The following is a 21,762-nucleotide window of genomic DNA, read 5'->3' on the forward strand; positions in this document are numbered from 1 at the left end:
AAACGTTGGTTTGGGAGAAGCCAGATATGTCATTCAGCGAGGAGCTAATGCCAATGGTGCATGGATACGCTGGTCAGATGGTGCAATAGAAGTATTTGGAACCGGTGGATCTAATGATAATGGACTGGCTAAAGTTGTTTACCCAATTGCACTGCCTAAACTTTCACGTTTTATCAGTATCGCGGAAAGAATAAGAACGGATTACGAGAGCACACCTAATAATGTTCACGTTTCAATGATCGTGGATGATCAGGTAACAAATACCGGCTTTTATGCCCGCTGCCAGATGTACGACGGCAGACCATCATCAAATGCTTTTTCCTGGAGGGTTTATTGTGCGCCTGTTTAATCCAGTTACTTTGACTGAAGTAATCCCCGGTCTTCATGACGTGACCGGGGCTATTGAATTACCGGAGGACAATTGGTTTTTTACTATGACAGAAATTCCTCAGGGCATGGAGCTAACAATTAATGAGAAAGGCGAACCAATACTAATTGAGGTTAATCAGTCTCAGGGAATACAGGCCAAATAATATCAGGCGCGGTGCTGGTATCTGTTGCCGTCACCGCGTCAATGTAATCCAGCACCGTGTTAAGTCGGCTGGTTTCTGCCTGCGTCAGATTCCGTCCGGCCTGTAATTTCAGTTGAATCAGACTGATGGAAGCCATTGCAGTATCAATCAGCGACTGGCGTTGTGCTTCTGCTGCATCTACTGCGGCGCTATGCTGTGCCTCGGTATCCGTCACCCATTTCTCACCATCCCATTTATCGTATGGTGTTAACGGGGCGATAGTGGTTGTATTATCAGGGTAATCACCCGGAGCTGTGATTTCTTTTGATTCTCCTGTTTCGGTGCTAAAGACGATTTCACCGCGATGGTCTGGCACATATTCCCATGAGTTAAAATCTGCAGAACGGCAGATTGCATAACCAGCCTTATGTGTGCCAGGAGCATCTAAACAGGAATATGCGGGGATACCGACACCCACAGCAAGATATTCAATTGATGCAGAAATATACTCCCGTGTCTCACTGTCATAGTTATAAACGGTAATCTCTCCTGCCTTTGTGGCAATAAATTTATTATTTAAGATAGCGTTATACATCATGCAGCCCTCACAATGTAATTAAATGAAATATTACGTGGGCGTGTCTCTGCTGCACCGACAATACTGGTACTCAACCCCGTTGCCGTTCGTTTGTTATTTTTATTTCCTTCAATCAGACAGTTGTAATCATCATTACCAATTAACGAATTGGTGGCATCAATACTGTCCGGGGACAAGGCATTAGTTGTGGAACTTAAAGTCAGCATCTCGTCTGAACTTGGAAGATTTTTTAATGGTGTTTCATTGCGTGAAATACCCGCGTAAAAAAAGGACTCATGTCTGTGAGCTTCAAAAGAGTCATCCTGAAGACTTAACAAGGCTCGCCCCGCATCCACCCCGCGCCCATCATCCCATCCACGAATAAATTCACCGCGTAAATCAGGCAATTTATTTGTCGGGTAAGCCTTTGCCAGTTCCGGGTATTCTTCAGCAGAAAAAGCCGCACCATTGCATTTCAGCCAGCCTGTTGGCGGAGTGGCTGAAGGCCACGGAACAGGCACCCCAACAGGTAATGCTGAGCCTTCTCCCAAACCAAGGTATGCGAGAAGACCAGCCACATCCTTTCCACTCAAATTGGTAAGCGTATTGTCCAGCGGTTGTTTACCTGCCAGCGCATTAAGCATTGTCGTGGCAAAGTTCGGATCATTTCCCAGTGCCGCCGCCAGTTCGTTCAGTGTATCCAGTGCAGCAGGTGCAGAACCCACCATTCCTGCAATCGCCGATTTCACAAAAGCCGTAGTGGCAATCTGTGTATTGTTGACCGACTGCGCCGCCGTGGGGGCTGTTGGCGTTCCGGTGAGTGCCGGACTCGACAACGGTGCTTTCAGTGCCAGCGCATTGTTAATGGTGGTACTGAAATTCGGATCATTGTTAATGGCTGCGGCTATTTCTTTCAACGTGTCCAGCGTGGCTGGCGCACCATTAATAAGGGCCGTCAGTGCCGCCTGTACAAACGCAGTGGTCGCAACCTGCGTGGTATTATTCCCCGCCGCTGGCGTTGGCGCTTTGGGGGTTCCGCTAAATGTCGGGCTGGCTTTTGGCGCGTACTGTGAATGTGGGTCCTGTGCGATAAGATGTTTTGCCATCAGGTCATCCACGTACACCTTCAGCTCCAGTACCTTGTCATCCACATACTTGCGGGTTGCCAGCACGACGGCAGGGTCGATTTTCAGGGTGATATTGTCCGTGCTGCTGGTAATCAGCACCATGCGCACGGTCTGGGTACGCCCGCTGCCTTCAGCCAGTTGCGGCTTATAGCTTTCCGGGCAGTTACCCACGGCAATCAATGCCCCGGACTCATCAAACAGGCCCACTTCACGGATCCACCAACCGCCCTCATTTTCAGGGATCACCTGTTCGGCAATAATCTGGCTGCTGTTCTGCGGGTCGATATAGAGCATATTCAGCGCAGCCCGGCGTTTCTCATTTACCAGTGCTGTCTGCTTTGCGTCCGGCGTTGGCAATATTCCGCCGCCATCGCCGACTGCCATATGGGTAATTTTTAAAGGCACACCGAGCGCGGCGGCGCTGGCAAGTTTCGCCGCGCCAATATCCGTCAGCAGGGTATAAAATTTTGTGCTCATGGATTCACTCTCATTGTGTCAATAACATGGACCGCCCCGCCTTCATGCGCGGTGCCGCCGGAAATAATTGTTTCGTTGATATACGGATAGATCGTGATTTCTTCGCCAAGATAGCTGGCGGCTCCCACCCAATGCGGGCCGCTGGTCTGCAGATTGATAGACATGCCGATCATGTGACGGCTACATGGTTTGGCATCGCTTATCAGTCGCTCAAGTTCCAGATAGGTATCTTCAGTGATGCCCTGGTCCTGCACGCCGATATCCAGGCGAAACGTGCCCGGTGTTTCTCCGGTCTGCCACCACTCAATAATGCGGATCAGGAAGCCGAACGGCTCCACCACCCGCCGCACGGCACTGGTGGTTCCTTTATGCTGATGAATATAAAAAGCATCCTTCACCACCTGGCGCTTGACGCTTTCTGTCCAGCCCTCGTCCCAGCGATCCACAGAGAACGCCCAGGCGAGATAAGGCAGGAAACTGACCGGACAGGTCGCCGGATTCCACAAGTCACGTAGCGGCACCTGCAAATCAGAAATCCCGCTGCAGGTTTGTGCCAGTCGGCGCTCCAGTGGCGTTGAACCCGGTGGCAGCAGACTATTCATCCGTTCCTCCGTTGGTTACGCTCCACTGCGTACATGATGCCGCCTGTGTTTTGTTCAGGACCACATCCGCCAGCGGAGAAGCCAGTTCCACACGCTGCACACCCTCAACATGCAGGGCGGCAAAAATGGCGCTACGGCGAATATCCCGACCCAGCCGCGTCTGACTGGCGATGTACCTCTGCAGGCTGACTTTTGCCGCTGCCATTACCGGCTCTGCTTCCGGTCCCGGATAAAGAAAAATGGTAGCTTCCACACGGTACGGGATGATTTCTGCGCTGCGAACCGTCAGACGGTCAGCCACCGGGCGGACGTTCTCACTGTTCAGGGCTTTCTCCACCACATCCAGCAAGTCTTTTTCTGCTGTTCCGTCGCCTTCACGACTCAGGACAGTCAGTACCACCTCTGCAGGTGCCGGGCTGGTTGCACTGGCATCCGCCACCCGACCGTCGGCGCTTCGGGCATGAAATTCATAAGCTGCAGTTGGCCCCGCAACAGAAAGCCCTTCAAAGGCTGCAGGCACACGCAGGCGTAACGCTTCATCGCTTTCCATCACAGCTGCAACGGGCGGCACAGCATCATTATCAGCAGGCGTCACCGTCAGGCGTGTCACGTTGTAGTTGGCAGCGAGCTGGTCAAGATCGCCGCCCATCGCGTAAGCCACCATCACAGCCTGCGCGGCTTCGTTAATGCGCTGGCGCAGAAGCAACTCACGGTAAGCGTTCTCCTGCAGCAATTTGGTGACGGGTTCAGATTCAAGCTCCAGCGTACGCATTACTGCTTCCTGCTCATCTTTCGGATGAAGCGCCACAAATTCTGCCTTGCGTTCGGCAAGCAGCGTCTCAAAGTCCGGCACATCCACAATCTGCGGCGCAGGCAACTGCGAAAGGTCAATCACTGCCATTCTCTGCTCCTGTTGATACGGAAAGGGAAACAGGCACACCGTTATTACGCCGCCCGGTCAGCCCCACCACCATTGAACCGTCAAAATTGCTTTTAATGGTGATGGAATCCAGCGTCAGCCGTGGCTCCCAGCGACTCAGCGCCACATACACTGCCGACATGACCTGCAGGCGTAATGCCGGATTTTGTGGCTGGTCTATCAGTGTCGACAGCAGGGAACCATATTCACGACGGGCAATGCGGCTACCCTGCGGTGTCAGTAGAATGTCCCGCACCGACTGACGCAGATGGTCAATATCAGTAATGGCTTTACCGCTGGTATTGTTCATCCCGCTATAAAGCGTCATACCGGGCCTCCGGTTGTATCGCCGCCTTTCAGGACGCCAGTATGCTGATGCGCATCAACCACGATCCCGTTAGAACTCATCGCTCCGCCGCCCTGGGTAACGCCACCATTGATCACCACTTCGCTGTTAATGCGCGTGCGGTCAGCCTCCAGTACAAACTCACTGGTTTTCATGGTGATGTTGTCAGCGGCCTCAATGACCATTGATTTGATGCCCCTGACATACCAGCGCCCGGTGGCGGGTTCGTATTCAAACCAGCCACCGTCAGGATGTTCTGTCACGCAGGCGTCCGCCGACGTCGACGGTGGTGCGAACTGATTCGAATAGACAGCGGGCAGCGCAAAGGCGGTTTCCAGATTGCCGCCCAGACTCAGCAGCACCACCTGCTCACCTTCCGATGGTCGCCACCATGTGCGGGCATTCCCGGCACGCAGCGTCAGCCAGCTAATCCAGTTGGTTTCAAGCTCGCCCGTTTTCACCCGGCAAAGCCAGTTTTCCCTGTCCACTTCGGTGACTACCCCTGTGCGAATCAGGTTGGTGATAAGGCGCATGATTTCGGTTAATTGTGCGTTCATAGGGAAAGGTTGCCATCAGGGGAAGAAAGGCGGCAGTGCTGCAACTTGTATCAGTGCTGATACAAAGATCACCCCGCCAGCCATTGCAGAATCATGTCGCGGGTCATTGCCTCAACATCATCATTTACACCCAGCAGGCGGCGCTCTGCGTAACGGACCTCCGGTCCTTTGCGACTGACGCGATCACGCAGGCCGTAATGGTGAACACGGGCAATACGCTGCACCTTGCCTTCAAACTGTACGCTGGCAGAGTCGGCGCTGGCGGCAGTTTTCAGGTATTTTGTGGTGCGCAGCTTTGCAAACATCTGACGTTTGATGCGCCCCTTTTTACTGCGTGCTGTTACCCGTCGAGGTTCATAACTGCTGCCATCTGGATTGCGCTGCATTCTGATATTCTGCTGCTGTGTCCGGCGCAGTTCCTGCGCCAGCTGGCGCATCATGCGGCTTCTTGCGGCTGGTTCCAGATTCGCCAGCAAGGCACTCAGCCAGTCGTCCACTTTCTGCAGTTCAGCCACGTTTCACCGTCCACATTTCTTCAGGTTCATCAGGTTCCGCTACAGCTTCAACGCTCGACACACTGCCGTCAGTGCTGACCAGCACACGCTCCGTCAGTTGCAGGTTCAGGCTGATATCACAGACATCGTTGCGCAGAATATCCACCTCAAAGGTGAATAGTTTTTCCCGTAACGCCGGGTTATTGATGGCATCGGGCTGGTTATCCCTCAGCCACAGCAAAACCGGGGCCATCAGCAGATTCTGGTCGCCGCTGAAATCCTCAATCACCGCGTTCAGGGTGTAACGGTACTCCCACGACATGGAGCTGGCCCCCGTGGCAACCAGCGAACCGTTATCCACAAACAGATGCAGTTTGTCCGGGTTATTGCGGACATAAGGCACCGCTTTATTGAGGGCGTGGCGCAGGGATTGTGGTTTGTTCACTGTTTCGCTCCTGACACGCAATAATCATGTCCACTTTGTCTGCACAGACCGCCCAGGCAGCCTCCGTTTCATCCAGCAACGCGTTCAGATCACCATTAGTGCGCGGCGTTGCCTGATCCAGCCGACACGGCGTCACTCGCGGACAACCACTGACGGTAAGCCGTACCTCCGGTGAGTGCCGGACGTTCCCGCAGCCGGATAATGTCAGCAGGCAAAGGAGTATCAGCCCAGCGACGTAAATCCTCGTTCTCACGTTTCAGTTCCTCGATCCGGTGTTGTCGTTGTCTCAGCAGCGCGCTGGTCTGTTCTGCTTCGGCATAGAGCCGCGCCTGCTCCCGGTTATTGGTTTCAGTCAGAATGGACAGGCTGATAAGCTGGCTGTTGCTCTTTGCCAGTGCCTGGCTTTTGCTCTGCAGCTCGTCTGCCTGCGTGCTGATGGTCTGGCTGGCATCAGCCAGCCGCCACGTCTGCCAGCCCAGCGCCGCCAGTAATAACGCCAGCACAACCAGCAGCAACCGGTTCATGCTGCTACCTGTTGAGCCATCTGATTACGGGTGATCCAGAAGGCAATAACGGTCAGTAGATAAAAGACCAGGGTAATAGCCCACCCCGTCCAGGCGAGACTGACGACAATCAGCAATCGCATCATCCAGCTGATAAATACGTTTTCTTTTCGGGTAATTGTCTTCAGCAAAGATGCCCTCAACTCCTGCCAGAGCGGGCCATTCTTAATTAACGCAGCCAGTGCTACCGGAATTACCGCCCATGTCAGCAAACAGGCTACCCAAACGCCGGACGCTGCCAGTACCGGAAAAATCCCCTGCGGATACACCATTGCTTCGATTAACAGCGCCATCCATAACATCAGAAACAGCCCGCTGATTAATTTCTTTTTCATTTCAGTTTGCTCCCTGTAAGCACCAGGCCATCTCCCGCGCACGGCGGTTATCCAGCCCCTGATTAAACACACCTTTCACATAAACCCAGCGCGGCAACTGTCGGCACGCATCCGCCCAGCGCCGCTGATTGAGTAATTTCACCAGCGTGGAGCTGCAGGCATTACCTGTCCCCACGTTGAAGGCAAATGACACCACCGCGTCATACACTTTCTGCGGTGGCTGTTGCTTCACACACCTTTCCAGTGACCGCTCCACACGCAGCACGTTGGAGATAAGCCCTTCTGCTGCCTGTCGTTCCGTAATGGTTTTGCCGGGAATGACGCCAGATGTATTACCAATGCCGTCAGTCCATACACCCGCGCTGCACTGATACGGCTGCAGACGACAGCCTTCGTAATCGGCAATCAGTTTCAGCCCCTCCACGGAGGTGTGAAGCTGCTGAAAACCCGGCAGCGTGGCAGCAATAGCCAGCACGGTCCCGACAAGGCAGCGTTTAACGATTGATGGATTCATAGTCCTCCCGCGAGATCTGCCCGTCGCGCAGAAGCTGGTAGGCTTTGTGTTTGTAGTACCAGTTGATAGCCAGCATCAGCACACCAATCATCAGGCCGCCCAGCGTTGAGGCATCCTTGATGGACAAATCGCCCAGCCAGGCCAGGACAACGGCGATGCAGTACGTGATAAAGGCGCTGATTCGCTCAAGCGTCATAATTCAGTCCCATAGCTGGACGGTCTGCACGGTGGTGGTTGTCGGTATGTCCGGCAGCTCCACCTGCAGCCCGTGAGGTAAAAAGGGGCCGTATTCGGCAAGCCCCGGATTTGCCTTCAGTACCTGCTCCGTGACACCCTGCGTGCGCCCGTAATGACGCCAGCAAAGCGCGTCCACCGTGTCATACTGATACGCACGCACTTTCATCAGATAAGCTCCACTGTGCAGTGCGGCGCATCCTGCACCCGGCTGATGGCCCAGCGGGCGTCACGCCACAAATCACCGCTTGCTTCCGCCAGTTCCTCGCCTCGCTTCACACCAGACGCTGTGGCGTCATAGTCCTGATAACGCTCATTGAGCATGGCGCGTGCCCAGCAGTAAACCGCGTTGAAATAGTGCTGAATGCGCTCACTTTTGCCGTCCAGCTGTTCCGCCGGAACTTCTGCCAGCGAGGCATACCCCAGCATCTGCTGGCGTCTGCGAAACTCATACAGCTCTGCGTTGACCTCCGAAATTGCCGACAGGGCAACCTGCTTTAAACGCGGCTGCGTCACCGTGCCGTCAGTGCGCATCACGCTGCGAAACTCCGACAGGTCCACATCAGGCCAGAACGGCGTATTTCTGATGATTTCCGCCTGTTCCGGTGCCTGTTCTGGCGCAACAAACTTCATGCTGCTTTCTCCTGAAATAGAGGGCGGTGGACGAGGTTTTGATGTGGCGGTGCCTTTCGCCACCCCGTGCCGCCCGTGCGCGGGGGCACGTTCTGTCAGCGACTGTCATTGCGCAATCTGCGCTCCAGCTGCTGTTTGTCTTTTTTCACGCCACAGCGGGGATCGAGCTGTAACGCATGGTTGAGATGATTAAGGGCGGAAGCCGGATTACTTTCACTCAGGACAGTGCCAATCGCTTTATGCAGACGCGCCCGTGACTGGTCCGGCATATCCAGACCGTCTGTCAGCTCCAGCGTCTGCAGCAACAGATCGGCATCAAAGCCGGTAGTGGCAAGCATTGCGCTCTGCGCAGCGTCTGCCATTTCCTCTGCCAGCACGGTCTGCACGTTGCGGTTACCCAGCGGCATCACCCAGCCATGACGCAGGGCATGACGCCCGATCTCCAGCGCCCCGGCATAATCTCCGGCATCAATGCGCCACAGCATCACGTACATCAGCACGTCATCCTGTTGAGCGCCTCCGGCAGCCAGTACACCCTCAGCCCAGGCGGCGTACTTCGGCAGCAGCTCCACCTTGATTTCCGCTTTTTTGACCGTGGACTGAACGCCCTTGAGACGGCGGCGGTCTTCCGCCAGTTGCAGCAGCATCAGGTCATAGCCCGACGCGTGGCGAACGCTGCCGCCCTCGCGGGCGGCCTGTTCAGCCTGAACGCGCAGGCGATGCTGCCGTGCGGGACTCAGGCTCATGGATTACGCTCCGGTTTCTACTGCGACGGCGCTGAAGTCGCCAATCTGGATGTTTTCCACCAGTGCTGCGCAGCGGTAGTCCTCAACCACATAGGCTTCGTTAACGGATTCAAAGTTTTCAATCCGGTCACGTTTCGGGTTGTCGATAACTGAACGGCGGCGGGTGTCTTCCTGCCAGTAGATGGACAGGTTGTCCAGACGGGTGATCAGCAGCGCATTCGGCGGGAAAAACGGCGCACGCACGGCCTGCAGGCCCCCCATGCGCTTCTGACTGATGATCATATCGGCAGCCAGTTTTTCACTGTTTTCCTGCTCTTTGTTGACCAGCGGGAAATACTTGTCAGACAGCAGTTCACGGCCGCAAATCACCACCAGATCGTCATCGTCCTGGTAGACCACGTCGATAAGCTCATTGACGGCATCCATCACCACGGCGTCCAGGTTGGCATATTCGCCACCTTTCCCGACTTTCACCGCGCCCGGTGTGGTTTCACCGCCCGTGGTGGTGCTGCCCATGACATGATCCGGTGCATCCTCACGGATTTTCTGCAGCCAGCCTTTGTTCACATCCTGCAGCAGCGGGTTTTCGCTACGGTTGGAGGTTTTCGCACGCTTCACGCCGTTAAAGCCGATCATGATGCGGTCCAGTGCCTGACGTTTCACGATGGCGTCACGGATACGCACCTGGAAATCCTGAAACTTCGCCCACAGGTCCAGCTTCGCGTAGGTCAGTACCGTGTCAAAGTTGGTCTGCTCGCATTTGTATTCCACATCGACCATCAGCGTAGGATCGACAGGTTCACGCTCTTTCGCGGTGGTGTCAGTGGTTCCGGCAATGGTGCTACCAACACCCAACCCCAGCAGCTGACCGGACTGCTCAGTCACTGGCGTGACGTTAATCAGCGTCAGGAAAGCGGCAGACTGCTGGATCTGGTCTTCCAGCGTCTGCTGTACAGACGGCTCCACGGTGAACTTGCTGGACAGTTCTTCAACTGCCACACCGTTCAGACGCGCCAGCTGCTGCAGGTAAGCGTTAAAAGCAAAGCGGGTATTCTTCTTCATCAGGTTTTGTGCTCCATCAGCAATTGGTCAGAGTGTCAGCGGGGGCGTTACCGCCTGTTGCACGCTGGCGGTAGTCCTGGCGGCTGTCTTCATGACTCAACTTATTCACCAGTTCGTTAAAGGCGGTTTGCTGCTCCTGCAGAGCAGTCTCCAGTTCAGACAGGCGTTCTTCCTGCTCAGACAGGGATTTTTCGGTGCGTGCGCTCAGGTTCTGCTGCTCAGTGGCGACCAGCTCCACGGCCTTATGCACATCAGCGAACCGGGCGTCATCGGACTGCTCTTTTTTGGTAAACAACGCCGTGACGCGGGCAAACAGGGACGGTTTGTCATCCTGGACTTCTTCCAGTTCGATCACCGTTTCCTCTGCAGCGGTAAAAAGATTGGCGGGATTCTGCTTGCGGTTTGCCAGCGGGTTATGGGCTGCACTGGCGCTGAATGTCAGCATTTCCGTACCCAGACTGGCAGGATCATCAGTGGCAGCCAGGCCAACCAGGTAGGCTTTGCCCGTATCAGCGAACTTCGGGCTGACTTCCATAGAGGTGAATAATTTCTGGCCTTTTTTCACCAGTTCCACCAGGGACTCCGTTGGCTCAACGTCGGCATACAGCGCCATCTTGCCTGCCAGCGGACCTTCCGTGATTTCTTCAGCAAACAGCGCCGTCACCTTGCCGTAGCGGTTAAAGGTGCTGTCCGGCAGATAAGACTTGATGTGCTCAAGGTTAATCAGCGCGGTATACACCGCCGGGTTGTAGCTGGCTGCCATCTGTTCCAACCATTCACGCTGGATTTCGCGTCCGTCGGTAGTGGCACCTTCCACCCCGATGCGAAAACGCTTTGCTTTCACTGTCATGAGCCGTGCTCCGTTAGAAAAAACTTACTGGAGCCTTATGGTTGCGGTGATGGGGGCAGTGAAACAATGCGCGGTATTTGTACCGACAACCACACAAACCGCAGGCGGGGAAAGCCTTCATTCAAGGCTGTAGGTTTGTGCCATGAACACCACACTGACACCCGCAGATCTCGATCCCCGTCGGCAGGCCATGCTGCTGTACTTTCAGGGATACCGCGTAGCCCGCATTGCTGAAATGCTGGGCGAGAAAGTTGCAACTGTTCACAGCTGGAAAAAACGCGACAAGTGGGGTGATTATGGGCCGCTGGATCAGATGCAGCTCACCACCGCCGCACGCTATTGCCAGCTCATTATGAAGGAGCACAAAGAAGGGAAAGATTTCAAAGAGATTGACCTGCTGGCGCGCCAGTCGGAACGCCACGCGCGGATCGGCAAGTTTAACAATGGTGGCAACGAAGCCGACTTAAACCCTAACGTCGCCAACCGCAACAAAGGCCCACGCCGTCAGCCGGAAAAGAATGTTTTCACCGATGAACAGATTGAGAAGCTGGAAGAAATCTTCCATTCCTCCATGTTCAACTACCAGCGCCACTGGTGGGAAGCCGGAAAAACCAACCGCATCCGCAACCTGCTGAAGTCACGCCAGATCGGCGCGACCTTCTATTTTGCCCGTGAAGCCCTGATTGACGCCCTGCTGACCGGACGTAACCAGATTTTCCTTTCTGCCAGTAAGGCACAGGCCCACGTATTCAAACAGTACATCATCGACTTTGCCAAAGAAGTAGAGGTGGAGCTGAAAGGCGATCCGATGGTGCTTCCCAACGGGGCCACACTGTATTTCCTCGGCACCAATGCCCGCACGGCCCAGAGTTATCACGGCAACCTGTATCTGGATGAATATTTCTGGATACCAAAATTCCAGGAGCTGCGCAAAGTGGCTTCCGGTATGGCTATTCACAAAAAATGGCGACAAACCTATTTTTCCACGCCATCCAGTCTGACACACAGTGCTTATCCGTTCTGGTCCGGTGCGCTGTTCAACCGTGGGCGCAACAAAGCCGATAAGGTGGACATCGACCTGTCCCACAGCAATCTGGCCCCCGGCCTGCTGTGCGCAGACGGGCAATACCGCCAGATAGTCACCGTGGAAGATGCGGTGCGCGGCGGCTGTAACCTGTTCGACCTCGACCAGCTACGCATGGAGTACAGCCCGGACGAATACCAGAACCTGCTGATGTGCGAGTTTGTGGACGATCTCGCGTCCGTGTTTCCGCTCAGCGAGCTGCAGGCGTGCATGGTGGACAGTTGGGAAGTCTGGACCGACTTTCATGCACTGGCGCTGCGCCCGTTTGGCTGGCGCGAAGTGTGGATCGGTTATGACCCGGCAAAAGGCACGCAAAACGGCGACAGCGCCGGATGCGTGGTGGTGGCACCGCCAGCCGTGCCGGGTGGTAAGTTCCGCATTCTTGAGCGTCACCAGTGGCGCGGGATGGACTTCCGCGCCCAGGCTGACGCCATCAAAAAACTGACCGAACAGTACAACGTGACCTATATCGGTATCGACTCAACCGGCGTTGGTCACGGGGTTTACGAGAACGTGAAAGCGTTTTTTCCTGCCGTCCGGGAGTTTGTCTACAACCCCAACGTTAAAAACGCCCTGGTACTCAAGGCCTACGACATTATCAGCCACCGCCGTCTGGAGTTTGACGCCGGGCACACCGACATTGCGCAGTCATTCATGGCTATCCGTCGCGCCACCACCGCCAGCGGCAACCGCCCGACCTATGAAGCCAGCCGCAGCGAAGAAGCCAGCCACGCCGATCTGGCCTGGGCAACAATGCACGCACTGTTTAACGAACCGCTGCAGGGCGAGTCCGCCAATACCAGCAATATTGTGGAGATTTTTTGATGGGAAAGAGTAAGAAAAACCGCGCTGCGGCGACGAAACAGAGCCAGCATAAAAATCAAACTTCAGCCGAAGCTTTCAGCTTTGGTGATCCCATTCCTGTACTGGACCGCCGCGAACTGCTGGACTATGTGGAATGCGTACAGACGGATCGCTGGTATGAGCCACCCGTCAGTTTTGACGGACTGGCACGCACCTTCCGCGCTGCCGTGCATCACAGCTCCCCGATTGCAGTAAAATGCAACATTCTGACCAGTACCTACATCCCTCACCCGCTGCTCAGCCAGCAGGCTTTTTCACGTTTTGTGCAGGACTATCTGGTATTTGGTAACGCCTACCTGGAGAAACGCACGAACCGCTTCGGTGAAGTTATCGCCCTTGAACCTGCCCTGGCAAAATACACCCGACGCGGGTTAGACCTGGATACCTACTGGTTTGTGCAATACGGTATGACCACGCAGCCATATCAGTTCACGAAAGGCAGCATCTTTCATCTGATGGAACCGGACATCAACCAGGAGATCTACGGCCTGCCCGGTTATCTTTCTGCCATTCCGTCAGCCCTGCTCAACGAGTCCGCCACGCTGTTCCGCCGGAAGTATTACATTAACGGCAGTCATGCAGGCTTCATCATGTACATGACCGATGCCGCGCAGAACCAGGAGGATGTGAACAACCTCCGCAATGCGATGAAAAGCGCCAAAGGCCCTGGCAACTTCCGCAACCTGTTTATGTACTCGCCTAACGGCAAAAAGGACGGGCTTCAGATCATCCCGTTGTCAGAGGTGGCGGCGAAGGATGAGTTTTTGAACATCAAAAACGTGAGTCGGGATGACATGATGGCGGCACACCGCGTACCGCCGCAAATGATGGGGATAATTCCCCAGAACATCGGCGGTTTTGGAGATGCAGGTAAAGCTAGTAAAGTCTTTGTGCGCAATGAGTTGACCCCGCTACAAAAACGAATGACAGAGCTTAACGAGTGGCTTGGAGAAAAAGTAATTATGTTTGAGCCTTATAAACTAGGTATTGAAGATAGTAATCTTTCGATTACTATCCCTACAACTTAATTAACCATTCGTAATCAATGAAATCATATCGTTAATTTAGTAGTCTGATCCTACCGAACGCGAAGATCAGACTAACTTAAAATGTTTTTGATAAATAAAACAATCAACACCAAGAAATTACCATGTTGACTGACATCCCTTAATTATTATCCTTCTGTCATTCAACTTTTTTTTCTGGAATAATAGCTGAATCATTACTAGCCATTCTCGCCCCACCTGTTTTCTTGCTAATAATCCCTTTAACAAAATTCACATTTTCAACAGAAGCGTCAAGGAACTTATTGAATGCTTTTGAATTTAACAACTCATTCCAAGGGGTTGCATGGTCATCATCCTTCACAAAGCGCAAAGGTGCTTCTTCGAGACGACTCAATGCCGAATCAAATAAACGCCTTTCAAATTCTCCATTAGATACCTTACTTGCTTCATTTCGATAGCCTTCGTAAGCCTTCGCTACTGAAGCCTTAAAAGCATAATCCTCTGCCAATTTAAATCTTTGATTTATTTGTTTTGTAGAGAGCCATGCAAACCATAACGGAGCTCCTATACTGAACACTGAAAGAAGTAACTGAGTAACAATAACTACTGCATTTGGATTTGCATTGTTTAGCACATCAGATAAAACCTTGAGCCTTTCAAAACCCACGTACCCCCCCGTCGCCAGTGCACTTGCCAATCCCAAAACCCATAGTTGGATACTATTATTTAATTTATTAGCCTTGATTTCAAAAGCACCGGCTAAACCTTTAGATGTCGATGCTCTAATAGCCTGCTCACACATTTCTAGATATTTTGCTGCTTCGACATTTTGTTGTGTCATTTTATCTAAAATATCACGTCCTTTTTCTTCTAAGACACTAAGATTAAACATTGATTTATTAATCTTTTCTTTTAACTCCATAGCTTCTTTATTATAAGAGCGTAATTCCTCCAAATCGATAGGAATGTTTTCAGCCGCAACATGAGCATCATTTATTTTATTTATCTTATTTTCCAATGATTCTATATCAGGGGCTGCTTTATTTAACCTAGCCTCCATGCTTTTTATTTTTCTTGTCATATTTCTCGGCAGAAGATTAGCATTATCCAGTCGTTCTAAAGAGAAAATGTCATCTAAATACTGAGTAATAAACGCAATAGTTTCAACAAATGATGAAATAGCATCAGACGAGTTATTTCCAAAGAGATGTGGAACTATATTTTCTTTAATATTATCAATTCTAATCGGTAAAAAACTCAGTTCAGAAATCTCATCATCCGTTAATTCCACTTCACCATATTTTTCTATTTTTCTTATTATAAAACCAATCATATCTAGAAAATCAACAGGATATAAAGCAGGAGCTTTAACACCTTTCACATCCGAAAGGTTAGTTTCGTCAGTAGCCACTTTTTCAACAGCTTTTTTTAAGCTATATAATGAGTTAATCGTTTTTTGAAATTCTTCATTCATATGAATGCCCTTTTAAATTAATCTGTCAGGATGAAATTTTAATTTTTTAAATTTTAACCTTTTCACACAGGAGAACGCAATTGATAGTAGTTTCTTCTTTCACACATTTATTCATTTAATAGCGTTCAATGTTCGATTCGTTTTCTATCTGAGTCAACATTACTAATGCTTACGTAAAGGCTCTACGCAATATAGCAGCGCGCGCTCGTATCCCCGCCACGCCTGCCCGCTTTATGTAGTAGTTTTCATGCAGGTGCATGATCTACGCAAAAGCCCGCCAGTTCTGGCGGGCCTTAGCAAAAACGATCCTCAAACGATCATGCGATCTCATGCAGCATAGTCATGCACGATCATTTGACTCAGCATCTGCTGCACGCTTGCTGCGCGAAGATGCACTTTTACTACCAATCTTTCGACAGCTCTTTCTATCCCTGGCTTCATTTTCTTTAAATTTGTTATATGTCTCAGTATCAAAAAACGAAATTGTTTCAACCTCATCTTTTGGTATGAGCACACGGAAATCTTCGATATTAAGCCGAGACATTCCACTTATCACACCACTATCAAGATAATGTTGGTGATAGTTAGTCGTGATACTAATCGTTAGATCATCTTTATCCCGATATCCGCTTAACATCGGGAGAAGTTCAAGGTGCTCTGAAAGCCCGTTTTCTAACGCCGGACAAGTAACAAGACCAACATAGATTTTGCGAGACGACAGAGTTGCTATGATCGGAAACTGTCTTGCGGACGCTTCCATGAGTAATGATTCGAAAGCGTTATTACCCACAGCTTTAGCTAAGGCATCCCAGCGACGATCTCCACGTGATGTGCGTAACTTATTTCCAAAACCTGAAATCGCAGCGAGGACAATTGAAATCATAACCCATGCTATCTGTTTGATTTCATTTATTCTTTGAAGTTTGTCTTTCGATGAAGACAACATGCCATTAAAACTGTCAGGTGTTAGATTCAAGGCATTAGCCAGCCAACGAAACCCTCCGCTGACGTTCAAAATAAAGGTGAAAAAACCGCCAAGGAGAAAAAAAACGATACCCCAGGCAGCCACAAAAAAATAAGCGTCCCAGCCGTTGGAACGCTTATATCGGTATCTTGTTGAAAGTGATAGGTTTACATAAATAAAACCACTAACCAAAATCACTGCTAAAAGTAATGTTGCCATTATCTGGTTCTATTAGTTTTCTCTTTTACAGTGCTCGTTTTGATGCCTTCAAGCTTATCCATCTGTGCCTTGATGGCATCCATTGCTCTTTTGTTAGACAAGTCTACGGACACAAAACCATCTTTACTAAGATTGAGTTTGTCCTGGTTCTCTTTAAGAACCCTTGCCAGACGTTCAACTGGGTTACCCAGGCTAAATGCGGCGATGCTTGACATAACTCCCCCTTTTTACATGGCGCGGAAGTCTACACTCCGACGCCTACAACCTCAACAGATTATCTTTAAAATTTAGACAACAATATCATCTGTTGATTTCGTTACTTAAACTTAAGTTCAATGCGCTCGATCATGCAAGCGGTTTCTTAAGAACTGTTAATTTCCTGGCATATATCGTGGTTAAGGTAACAAATTGACACTAACGCCTCGCACAGCTCGTTGTTCAACCTTGCTGACGCCAGAAGCAAGTTCAGACGCCAGCAACGTTTCTTAATGCAGCCAGCTGTCGTCTTCCCACACCTTCTGCATAATTTTCATCACTTGCTTCCTTTCTTCGTCCAGTTGCAGTCCGGTCAGTTCCACACCGTTAGAGCTACCTTTACGGATACGAATTACCGTTTTGGGATACAGGGGGCGCAGATTGCGGTAAAGCTCGGATTCAAGGGCGTCCAGGGTAGACTGGCTAATCTTCTGCTCTTTATCGATCATTATTTCAATGCGCATAAAAGTCCCCTCAGCTGATGACATCCATTGAGCGGTTGTATTCGTGGCTTCTGATTTTTGCCATGAGTTCATCTGTCAGTTCAGAAACCCACTGCAAAGCCAGCCCCTTCTCTTCATCACTACACTCACTAGCCGCTACAAGCTTAAGAAAAAAATCAATGCGCTGGAGCTTCAAAGACTCCAAAAAATAGTCCTGCATCTTTCCTCCTATGACACCACAAGCAATACTGTACACATAACCACTGTTTATATTTACAGTATATAATAATCTTACTGATGTAAAACGTTTTTTTACGTTCATCAGCCTGATATGCCTGGTATTATTAAGAGCACGAATTGTTAACCCGCGTAATTAATACAGGTTTCGCCACTTATCATCTTCCTGCAAACGCTGGTTCCGATAGAAGATACGCAGGCCTGCTCCTGACGGAATACTGCCGCCGCGAAGGAGTAAATCGACCTCTTTCTCGCTGCCATTAAATCCTCTGGACTCCAGTTCATAGACGAGCTGCTGTCGCTGATGGTCTGTAATTCGCTGTTTGTAGTCTTTACGCCGTTTCGGTTTCACCAGGCGTAACCTTGCAGCCAGTTCCCGGCGCTCTTTTTTGCTCATACTGTGCAGGTAATCGTGCAACTCCTTGTCATCCATGCGGGTGATATCCGTTCTGGTATCTCCATCAGCTGATTTGTCTTTCCCTTGTTGGTACAAATTTTCAGCAAGGGGACAGTTATTGCCACGAGTCCAAGGGGCGCAAGCGCCCTGGTCGGCTGCCGCCTCCTGAACGTCAACGGCCTTACGAACCATTTTCCATTTCATTGCATGAGTGCAGATCTTGCCCTGTACAATGGGTGACCAGATGCCATAAATACGAATACCGTGATCGCCATAAGCGGTCGGCTCTTCGTTAATTTCATAAGCTGTTCTGATAAGGTGATATTTGCGGGGAACCAGTACGCCGCCCTGCTTCATGATGTAGGTGGCAAAACAGCCAGCATCAGCGGCAGCCAGGATGGCATCAAGGCGCGGGTCATCCAGTACCGGCGTACTTGCTTTTTTGTCACCCTGTTGCCTTGCCGCCTGACCAGCCAGCAAGCGAAGTTCACGGTACGCCTGACGCCCCGGAATACCAAAGAAGCGGAACTGCTGAACACGATGCAGAGACGCCCAGGCATTAACGTATTCGGCGTTATCACGCAGGGATTTACCCGTTTCCTTGCTGATCTCGCCAGCCAGACCACGTCCGTCAATGTTCTTACTGATGTATTTCGCGATGTAGCTTGTCGGCGTTCCTTTGCGCGGGTTTATCAGCTCAGACTTAAAGCGTGGACCCGTGTTATTGCCCAGTTCCTCGCGGTCTTCACGGATAGCAAACTTACGCAACAATGCAGTAATGGCGCGGCGGTCTTTTTTGCGCATGAAACACATGAGATGCCAGTGCACAGTACCGTCATGGTGCGGCTCAGCCACCCGCACGCCATACCAGCGCAACCCGGCTTTGTGCATAGCCTTACGAAATGCAGCAAACATGCCGACCAGATAATCGCTGCTTTGTCTTACCGTCGCATTTGTCCAGGTCGGGTTGGGTCTGCCGTTGTTGAGCGTGGAATGGAAACGTGACGGACAGGTGATAGTGTAAAAAACGGCGCAGTCACCACGCATTTCCGCGATAAGCTCCAGACCTTTAACACAGGCCATCATCTCATTGCGGCGATGCGCCGGGTTGCTGCTGCTGGCGTTTACCACATCCTCCATATCCAGCGTGTCTCCGTCTTCGTTCACCAGTTCATGAGAACGGAAAAACTCCAGCGACTTGCGGCGCTGCTCACGTTTATGTGTCACTGCTTCATAGCTAACATAGGGGGATGCTTTTTTGCTGACCAGACAGGCAGCACGCAACTGCTCTTCCCGCCATTCGCAACGCATCTTCCACAATTTTCGATACCACCAGTCGGCGCAAAGCATACGTGCCAGCGAACCCGGTATGAGTTCATAGGGCACAGGTTTGCGGCGGTTTCTTTTCCGACGAAGTTTCTCAAATGCAGGCGGGATAACATCCAGACGCAGGGTTTCCGCTGCCACCTTTTCCCATGTCTTGCGGATTTCTTCTGGCTTAACGTCATCGGTGGCGTACAAATCACCACAAGCGGCCTCAAGACACATGCTCATATGCGCTGCTACCAGAGTGGACAGGCGTTTTACCTGATCCTGACTCATTTCAGGCAGGATCAGCAGGCCCTCAAGCCCTTGATGGCTTGCCATAAAACGGAAAGAAACGGATAGCTGACTGTCGCGTACACAATCCAGTCGCTCCAGACATGGCTTAATCGTCTCACGCAAATAGCGGGAATAAGCCTTTGGCCTGCCCAGGCTGCTGAAGTATTCGATACGTTGCATCAGCGGCTTGCTGATATGGGAAGGCTGGGCGTTGACGTCCGCCAGAATGACCATGTCCGGGTTAAAACGCTGCTGCTCATGCGCCAGCTTTGCCCGGCTAATGAGCTTATCCTGCTCCATTTCGCGCTGGACAGGATCACGGGATTCATTAAAGAAATAACGCTCCCAGACCTGCTCACTCAGTGCCTCGCGGCGCAGTTGTGCCTGCTCGTTATCGGCAGCGTACAGAGTGATCAGGTTTGAAAGTGCAGACTCCGGCGCAACTTCCGCCGGGTCCAGATAAGGGTTAATGGCCTTTTTCGGGCCGTTCCATGAAAATGATGCAGCGGCCTCGTTAAAGCCGCTAGAGTTGCTCATATCGTCATGACTCATACACGCACCTCGTACACAGCAGAACTATCCACGCCACGCGAAGGATCAAATCCCACCCAGCAGCGCGGCCCGGAAACAGCAATGATTTCTGTTGCAGATTTACTCTCGCCAGCCGACACGCCGATGCTGCGTTTTGCCTTGATGTAGTGGTGAGTGAAATTGCGATACAGCGAACGAATTAGGGATGTGTCACTGTTAGAAACAATGACCGGATGACCTTCAGATGATCGATGTTCAAGAACGGATGCCAGGTGATACTGGTCATCTTCAGTGAAGCCGTCAGTGTGATAACCGGAAAACGTGCCGTCATAAGGCGGATCGCAATACACCACATCTCCCACCTGCAGCATCGCCAGCGTTTCATCAAAACTCGCGCAGATAAAGGTTGCCCGCAGGGCTTTCTCTGCAAATGCGCGAATTTCTTTTTCAGGGAAATACGGATTTTTATAATTACCGTAGGGGATGTTGAAATGCCCACTCTTGTTATAGCGACATAACCCACGGTAACCATGACGATTGAGATACAGGAAATATACCGCTTTCATGAAATCAGTAATTTCAGTGGAGTAATTAAACTCCTGCCTTATGTTGTAATAAGCCACCTCCCTGTTTGCTTCCTCAAATAAAGCTCTGGCACGAGATATAAACGCCTCGCAATCAGCAGCAACCTTTTTATAGAGGTTGATTAAATCAGGATTAATATCCGCAACAAGATAGCTGGGGTAATCCGTCTCCATCATCACAGCACAGGAACCCGCGAAAGGTTCAACCAGTCGCGGGCCAGCAGGAAGATGTTTTTTCAGTTCGGACATAATGGCAGTTTTATTACCCGCCCATTTCAGGATGGTGCTCATACAGCACCTCCTGCAATAACATATCCTAAAGCTTCTAATGGGGTTAATGGGCGAATTGATAGCATCACCCATTGTTCTGAAACTGCCATGACGTCATTAACCGGAAGCACATGAGAGATAACAGCGGCCCATTCCCTACCCGTAAATACGCCATGCTTCCATTCGCAAAGAGAAAGAACATCACCAACTTTATAGCCACGATCGTCTTTACGAAGTTCAGCCGTCTTTTGACCTGCAACCACAGCGTTGAAATACTTAGGTGCAATTTTTAATTGATGGATACGCACTGCCCTTGTCATACAGCACCTCCGTTGTAATGTTTGCCTTTCAGCTCTGCGATTTCCTGGCAGGTAATGCAAAGCTGCACTCCCGGAATGGCGCGGCGTCGTGCTGGCGGAATTGGCGCTTCACACTCAATGCAAAGCACACGAGACACGCCCGGTGTTTTGGCACGGGCAGCACGAATATGGCGCTGGCGTTCTTCTTCAACGCGCTGCTGTACGAGATCCATTGCATCAGCCATTAGTGGATCTCCTGCGCTTCGTTCTGGATTGCTTCAGCAGTTACACGCAGCAGTTCTGCCGCTTCGACGTGGTTTAGCTGGCTGGATGTGATATGACACGCCAGGCTATCAAGGCGAGCAGCCATTGCTTCAGCCCTTGCCCGGCGTTCTTCCAGACGAGCCTCTGTCAGTAAAATATTAAGCCCTGCGTCGTCCGGTCCGGTTTTAGTCGTGAGGGTTTCAATATTACGCATAATCAATTCTCCTGAATTTAGATAAAGGGATGCCCGGCGGGTTTACGCCATGATTTTCATT

The 21,762-nt window shown here is 51.3% G+C and carries 32 protein-coding genes; 4 read left to right on the forward strand and 28 right to left on the reverse strand.

Annotation, left to right across the window (positions count from 1 at the left end):
- On the forward strand, positions 1 to 349 hold a 349-nt coding region (locus tag D9738_RS05850; RefSeq protein ID WP_240780577.1), incomplete at its 5' end, for a hypothetical protein.
- Positions 336 to 533, forward strand: coding sequence for a hypothetical protein (locus D9738_RS25035; RefSeq protein WP_001440573.1), 198 nt, complete (start codon positions 336 to 338; stop codon positions 531 to 533). The genes D9738_RS05850 and D9738_RS25035, both read left to right, overlap by 14 nt.
- Here D9738_RS25035 and D9738_RS05860 read toward each other — a convergent pair.
- The 18 genes from D9738_RS05860 to D9738_RS05945 form a co-directional block, all read right to left on the reverse strand.
- Positions 502 to 1,107, reverse strand: coding sequence for a tail fiber assembly protein (locus tag D9738_RS05860; protein WP_049143284.1), 606 nt, complete (start codon positions 1,105 to 1,107; stop codon positions 502 to 504). The genes D9738_RS25035 and D9738_RS05860 overlap by 32 nt on opposite strands.
- Complete coding sequence (locus D9738_RS05865; RefSeq protein WP_097432672.1) at positions 1,107 to 2,693, reverse strand: phage tail protein; 1,587 nt, start codon at positions 2,691 to 2,693, stop codon at positions 1,107 to 1,109. Before D9738_RS05865 ends, D9738_RS05860 begins: the two co-directional genes overlap by 1 nt.
- The gene (locus D9738_RS05870) at positions 2,690 to 3,295 is read right to left on the reverse strand and encodes a phage tail protein I (RefSeq protein ID WP_001086824.1); all 606 of its coding nucleotides are present in this window, start codon (positions 3,293 to 3,295) and stop codon (positions 2,690 to 2,692) included. Before D9738_RS05870 ends, D9738_RS05865 begins: the two co-directional genes overlap by 4 nt.
- Positions 3,288 to 4,196, reverse strand: a complete 909-nt coding sequence (locus tag D9738_RS05875; RefSeq protein ID WP_053285598.1) for a baseplate assembly protein — start codon at positions 4,194 to 4,196, stop codon at positions 3,288 to 3,290. Before D9738_RS05875 ends, D9738_RS05870 begins: the two co-directional genes overlap by 8 nt.
- Positions 4,183 to 4,542 carry a GPW/gp25 family protein gene (locus D9738_RS05880; protein WP_053285599.1) on the reverse strand — a complete coding sequence of 120 codons (360 nt, stop codon included), beginning with the start codon at positions 4,540 to 4,542 and terminating at the stop codon, positions 4,183 to 4,185. The genes D9738_RS05875 and D9738_RS05880 overlap by 14 nt, the downstream gene beginning before the upstream one ends.
- On the reverse strand, positions 4,539 to 5,117 hold the full coding sequence (locus tag D9738_RS05885) for a phage baseplate assembly protein V (protein WP_000993775.1): 579 nt from the start codon (positions 5,115 to 5,117) through the stop codon (positions 4,539 to 4,541). Before D9738_RS05885 ends, D9738_RS05880 begins: the two co-directional genes overlap by 4 nt.
- Before the next feature lie 68 nt (positions 5,118 to 5,185).
- The gene (locus tag D9738_RS05890) at positions 5,186 to 5,632 is read right to left on the reverse strand and encodes a phage virion morphogenesis protein (RefSeq protein WP_000829119.1); all 447 of its coding nucleotides are present in this window, start codon (positions 5,630 to 5,632) and stop codon (positions 5,186 to 5,188) included.
- Positions 5,625 to 6,056 (reverse strand): phage tail protein, encoded by a 432-nt coding sequence (locus D9738_RS05895; RefSeq protein WP_001039937.1) that lies wholly within the window; start codon positions 6,054 to 6,056, stop codon positions 5,625 to 5,627. Before D9738_RS05895 ends, D9738_RS05890 begins: the two co-directional genes overlap by 8 nt.
- Positions 6,019 to 6,267: an Rz1-like lysis system protein LysC gene (lysC, locus tag D9738_RS25040; RefSeq protein WP_224732563.1), complete on the reverse strand. Its 249-nt coding sequence runs from the start codon at positions 6,265 to 6,267 to the stop codon at positions 6,019 to 6,021. Before lysC ends, D9738_RS05895 begins: the two co-directional genes overlap by 38 nt.
- Complete coding sequence (gene lysB, locus D9738_RS05905; RefSeq protein WP_001513113.1) at positions 6,152 to 6,580, reverse strand: Rz-like lysis system protein LysB; 429 nt, start codon at positions 6,578 to 6,580, stop codon at positions 6,152 to 6,154. The genes lysC and lysB overlap by 116 nt, the downstream gene beginning before the upstream one ends.
- Entirely contained in the window at positions 6,577 to 6,954 is a 378-nt protein-coding gene (locus D9738_RS05910; RefSeq protein ID WP_049066388.1) for a DNZ54_00345 family protein, read from the reverse strand. Before D9738_RS05910 ends, lysB begins: the two co-directional genes overlap by 4 nt.
- A 1-nt stretch (position 6,955) precedes the next feature.
- Entirely contained in the window at positions 6,956 to 7,468 is a 513-nt protein-coding gene (locus D9738_RS05915) for a lysozyme (RefSeq protein WP_024238780.1), read from the reverse strand.
- A complete protein-coding gene (locus tag D9738_RS05920; RefSeq protein WP_000171568.1) occupies positions 7,449 to 7,664 on the reverse strand; it encodes an HP1 family phage holin in 216 nt (71 codons plus the stop codon). The genes D9738_RS05915 and D9738_RS05920 overlap by 20 nt, the downstream gene beginning before the upstream one ends.
- Before the next feature lie 3 nt (positions 7,665 to 7,667).
- Positions 7,668 to 7,871 carry a tail protein X gene (locus D9738_RS05925; protein WP_000868192.1) on the reverse strand — a complete coding sequence of 68 codons (204 nt, stop codon included), beginning with the start codon at positions 7,869 to 7,871 and terminating at the stop codon, positions 7,668 to 7,670.
- Complete coding sequence (locus D9738_RS05930; RefSeq protein ID WP_000673523.1) at positions 7,871 to 8,335, reverse strand: head completion/stabilization protein; 465 nt, start codon at positions 8,333 to 8,335, stop codon at positions 7,871 to 7,873. Before D9738_RS05930 ends, D9738_RS05925 begins: the two co-directional genes overlap by 1 nt.
- A 95-nt stretch (positions 8,336 to 8,430) precedes the next feature.
- Positions 8,431 to 9,081: a terminase endonuclease subunit gene (locus D9738_RS05935; protein ID WP_024238782.1), complete on the reverse strand. Its 651-nt coding sequence runs from the start codon at positions 9,079 to 9,081 to the stop codon at positions 8,431 to 8,433.
- Positions 9,082 to 9,084: 3 nt separating this feature from the next.
- On the reverse strand, positions 9,085 to 10,143 hold the full coding sequence (locus D9738_RS05940) for a phage major capsid protein, P2 family (RefSeq protein WP_050010546.1): 1,059 nt from the start codon (positions 10,141 to 10,143) through the stop codon (positions 9,085 to 9,087).
- Positions 10,144 to 10,159: 16 nt separating this feature from the next.
- Positions 10,160 to 10,993, reverse strand: a complete 834-nt coding sequence (locus D9738_RS05945) for a GPO family capsid scaffolding protein (RefSeq protein ID WP_047669567.1) — start codon at positions 10,991 to 10,993, stop codon at positions 10,160 to 10,162.
- A 142-nt stretch (positions 10,994 to 11,135) separates the two neighbouring features.
- On the opposite strand from D9738_RS05945, the gene D9738_RS05950 reads away from it, so the two are divergent.
- Both D9738_RS05950 and D9738_RS05955 read left to right on the forward strand, forming a co-directional pair.
- Complete coding sequence (locus D9738_RS05950; protein WP_001098431.1) at positions 11,136 to 12,902, forward strand: terminase ATPase subunit family protein; 1,767 nt, start codon at positions 11,136 to 11,138, stop codon at positions 12,900 to 12,902.
- Positions 12,902 to 13,969 carry a phage portal protein gene (locus D9738_RS05955; protein WP_061358318.1) on the forward strand — a complete coding sequence of 356 codons (1,068 nt, stop codon included), beginning with the start codon at positions 12,902 to 12,904 and terminating at the stop codon, positions 13,967 to 13,969. The genes D9738_RS05950 and D9738_RS05955 overlap by 1 nt, the downstream gene beginning before the upstream one ends.
- Positions 13,970 to 14,126: 157 nt before the next feature.
- Here D9738_RS05955 and D9738_RS05960 read toward each other — a convergent pair whose 3' ends face one another.
- The 10 genes from D9738_RS05960 to D9738_RS06005 all read right to left on the reverse strand — a co-directional run bounded on the left by D9738_RS05960 (position 14,127) and on the right by D9738_RS06005 (position 21,701).
- Positions 14,127 to 15,422 (reverse strand): hypothetical protein, encoded by a 1,296-nt coding sequence (locus D9738_RS05960; RefSeq protein WP_024220381.1) that lies wholly within the window; start codon positions 15,420 to 15,422, stop codon positions 14,127 to 14,129.
- A 340-nt stretch (positions 15,423 to 15,762) separates the two neighbouring features.
- The gene (locus D9738_RS05965; protein WP_024220380.1) at positions 15,763 to 16,605 is read right to left on the reverse strand and encodes a hypothetical protein; all 843 of its coding nucleotides are present in this window, start codon (positions 16,603 to 16,605) and stop codon (positions 15,763 to 15,765) included.
- Positions 16,605 to 16,820 (reverse strand): hypothetical protein, encoded by a 216-nt coding sequence (locus tag D9738_RS05970; RefSeq protein WP_000094764.1) that lies wholly within the window; start codon positions 16,818 to 16,820, stop codon positions 16,605 to 16,607. The genes D9738_RS05965 and D9738_RS05970 overlap by 1 nt, the downstream gene beginning before the upstream one ends.
- 270 nt (positions 16,821 to 17,090) lie before the next feature.
- Entirely contained in the window at positions 17,091 to 17,324 is a 234-nt protein-coding gene (locus D9738_RS05975; RefSeq protein WP_001217575.1) for a DinI-like family protein, read from the reverse strand.
- A 10-nt stretch (positions 17,325 to 17,334) separates the two neighbouring features.
- A complete protein-coding gene (locus tag D9738_RS05980; protein ID WP_001154431.1) occupies positions 17,335 to 17,523 on the reverse strand; it encodes a hypothetical protein in 189 nt (62 codons plus the stop codon).
- A gap of 153 nt (positions 17,524 to 17,676) precedes the next feature.
- A complete protein-coding gene (locus D9738_RS05985; RefSeq protein WP_130259742.1) occupies positions 17,677 to 20,091 on the reverse strand; it encodes a replication endonuclease in 2,415 nt (804 codons plus the stop codon).
- Positions 20,088 to 20,945 (reverse strand): DNA adenine methylase, encoded by an 858-nt coding sequence (locus tag D9738_RS05990; RefSeq protein ID WP_130259743.1) that lies wholly within the window; start codon positions 20,943 to 20,945, stop codon positions 20,088 to 20,090. Before D9738_RS05990 ends, D9738_RS05985 begins: the two co-directional genes overlap by 4 nt.
- Positions 20,942 to 21,244: a DUF3850 domain-containing protein gene (locus D9738_RS05995; RefSeq protein WP_000196280.1), complete on the reverse strand. Its 303-nt coding sequence runs from the start codon at positions 21,242 to 21,244 to the stop codon at positions 20,942 to 20,944. Before D9738_RS05995 ends, D9738_RS05990 begins: the two co-directional genes overlap by 4 nt.
- Positions 21,241 to 21,468, reverse strand: coding sequence for a TraR/DksA family transcriptional regulator (locus tag D9738_RS06000; RefSeq protein ID WP_000752613.1), 228 nt, complete (start codon positions 21,466 to 21,468; stop codon positions 21,241 to 21,243). Before D9738_RS06000 ends, D9738_RS05995 begins: the two co-directional genes overlap by 4 nt.
- Positions 21,468 to 21,701 (reverse strand): DUF2732 family protein, encoded by a 234-nt coding sequence (locus tag D9738_RS06005; protein ID WP_032209919.1) that lies wholly within the window; start codon positions 21,699 to 21,701, stop codon positions 21,468 to 21,470. Before D9738_RS06005 ends, D9738_RS06000 begins: the two co-directional genes overlap by 1 nt.
- Positions 21,702 to 21,762: the final 61 nt, after the last annotated feature.

It is taken from the genome of Escherichia sp. E10V5, assembly GCF_004212315.1.
Taxonomy (GTDB): Bacteria; Pseudomonadota; Gammaproteobacteria; order Enterobacterales; family Enterobacteriaceae; genus Escherichia.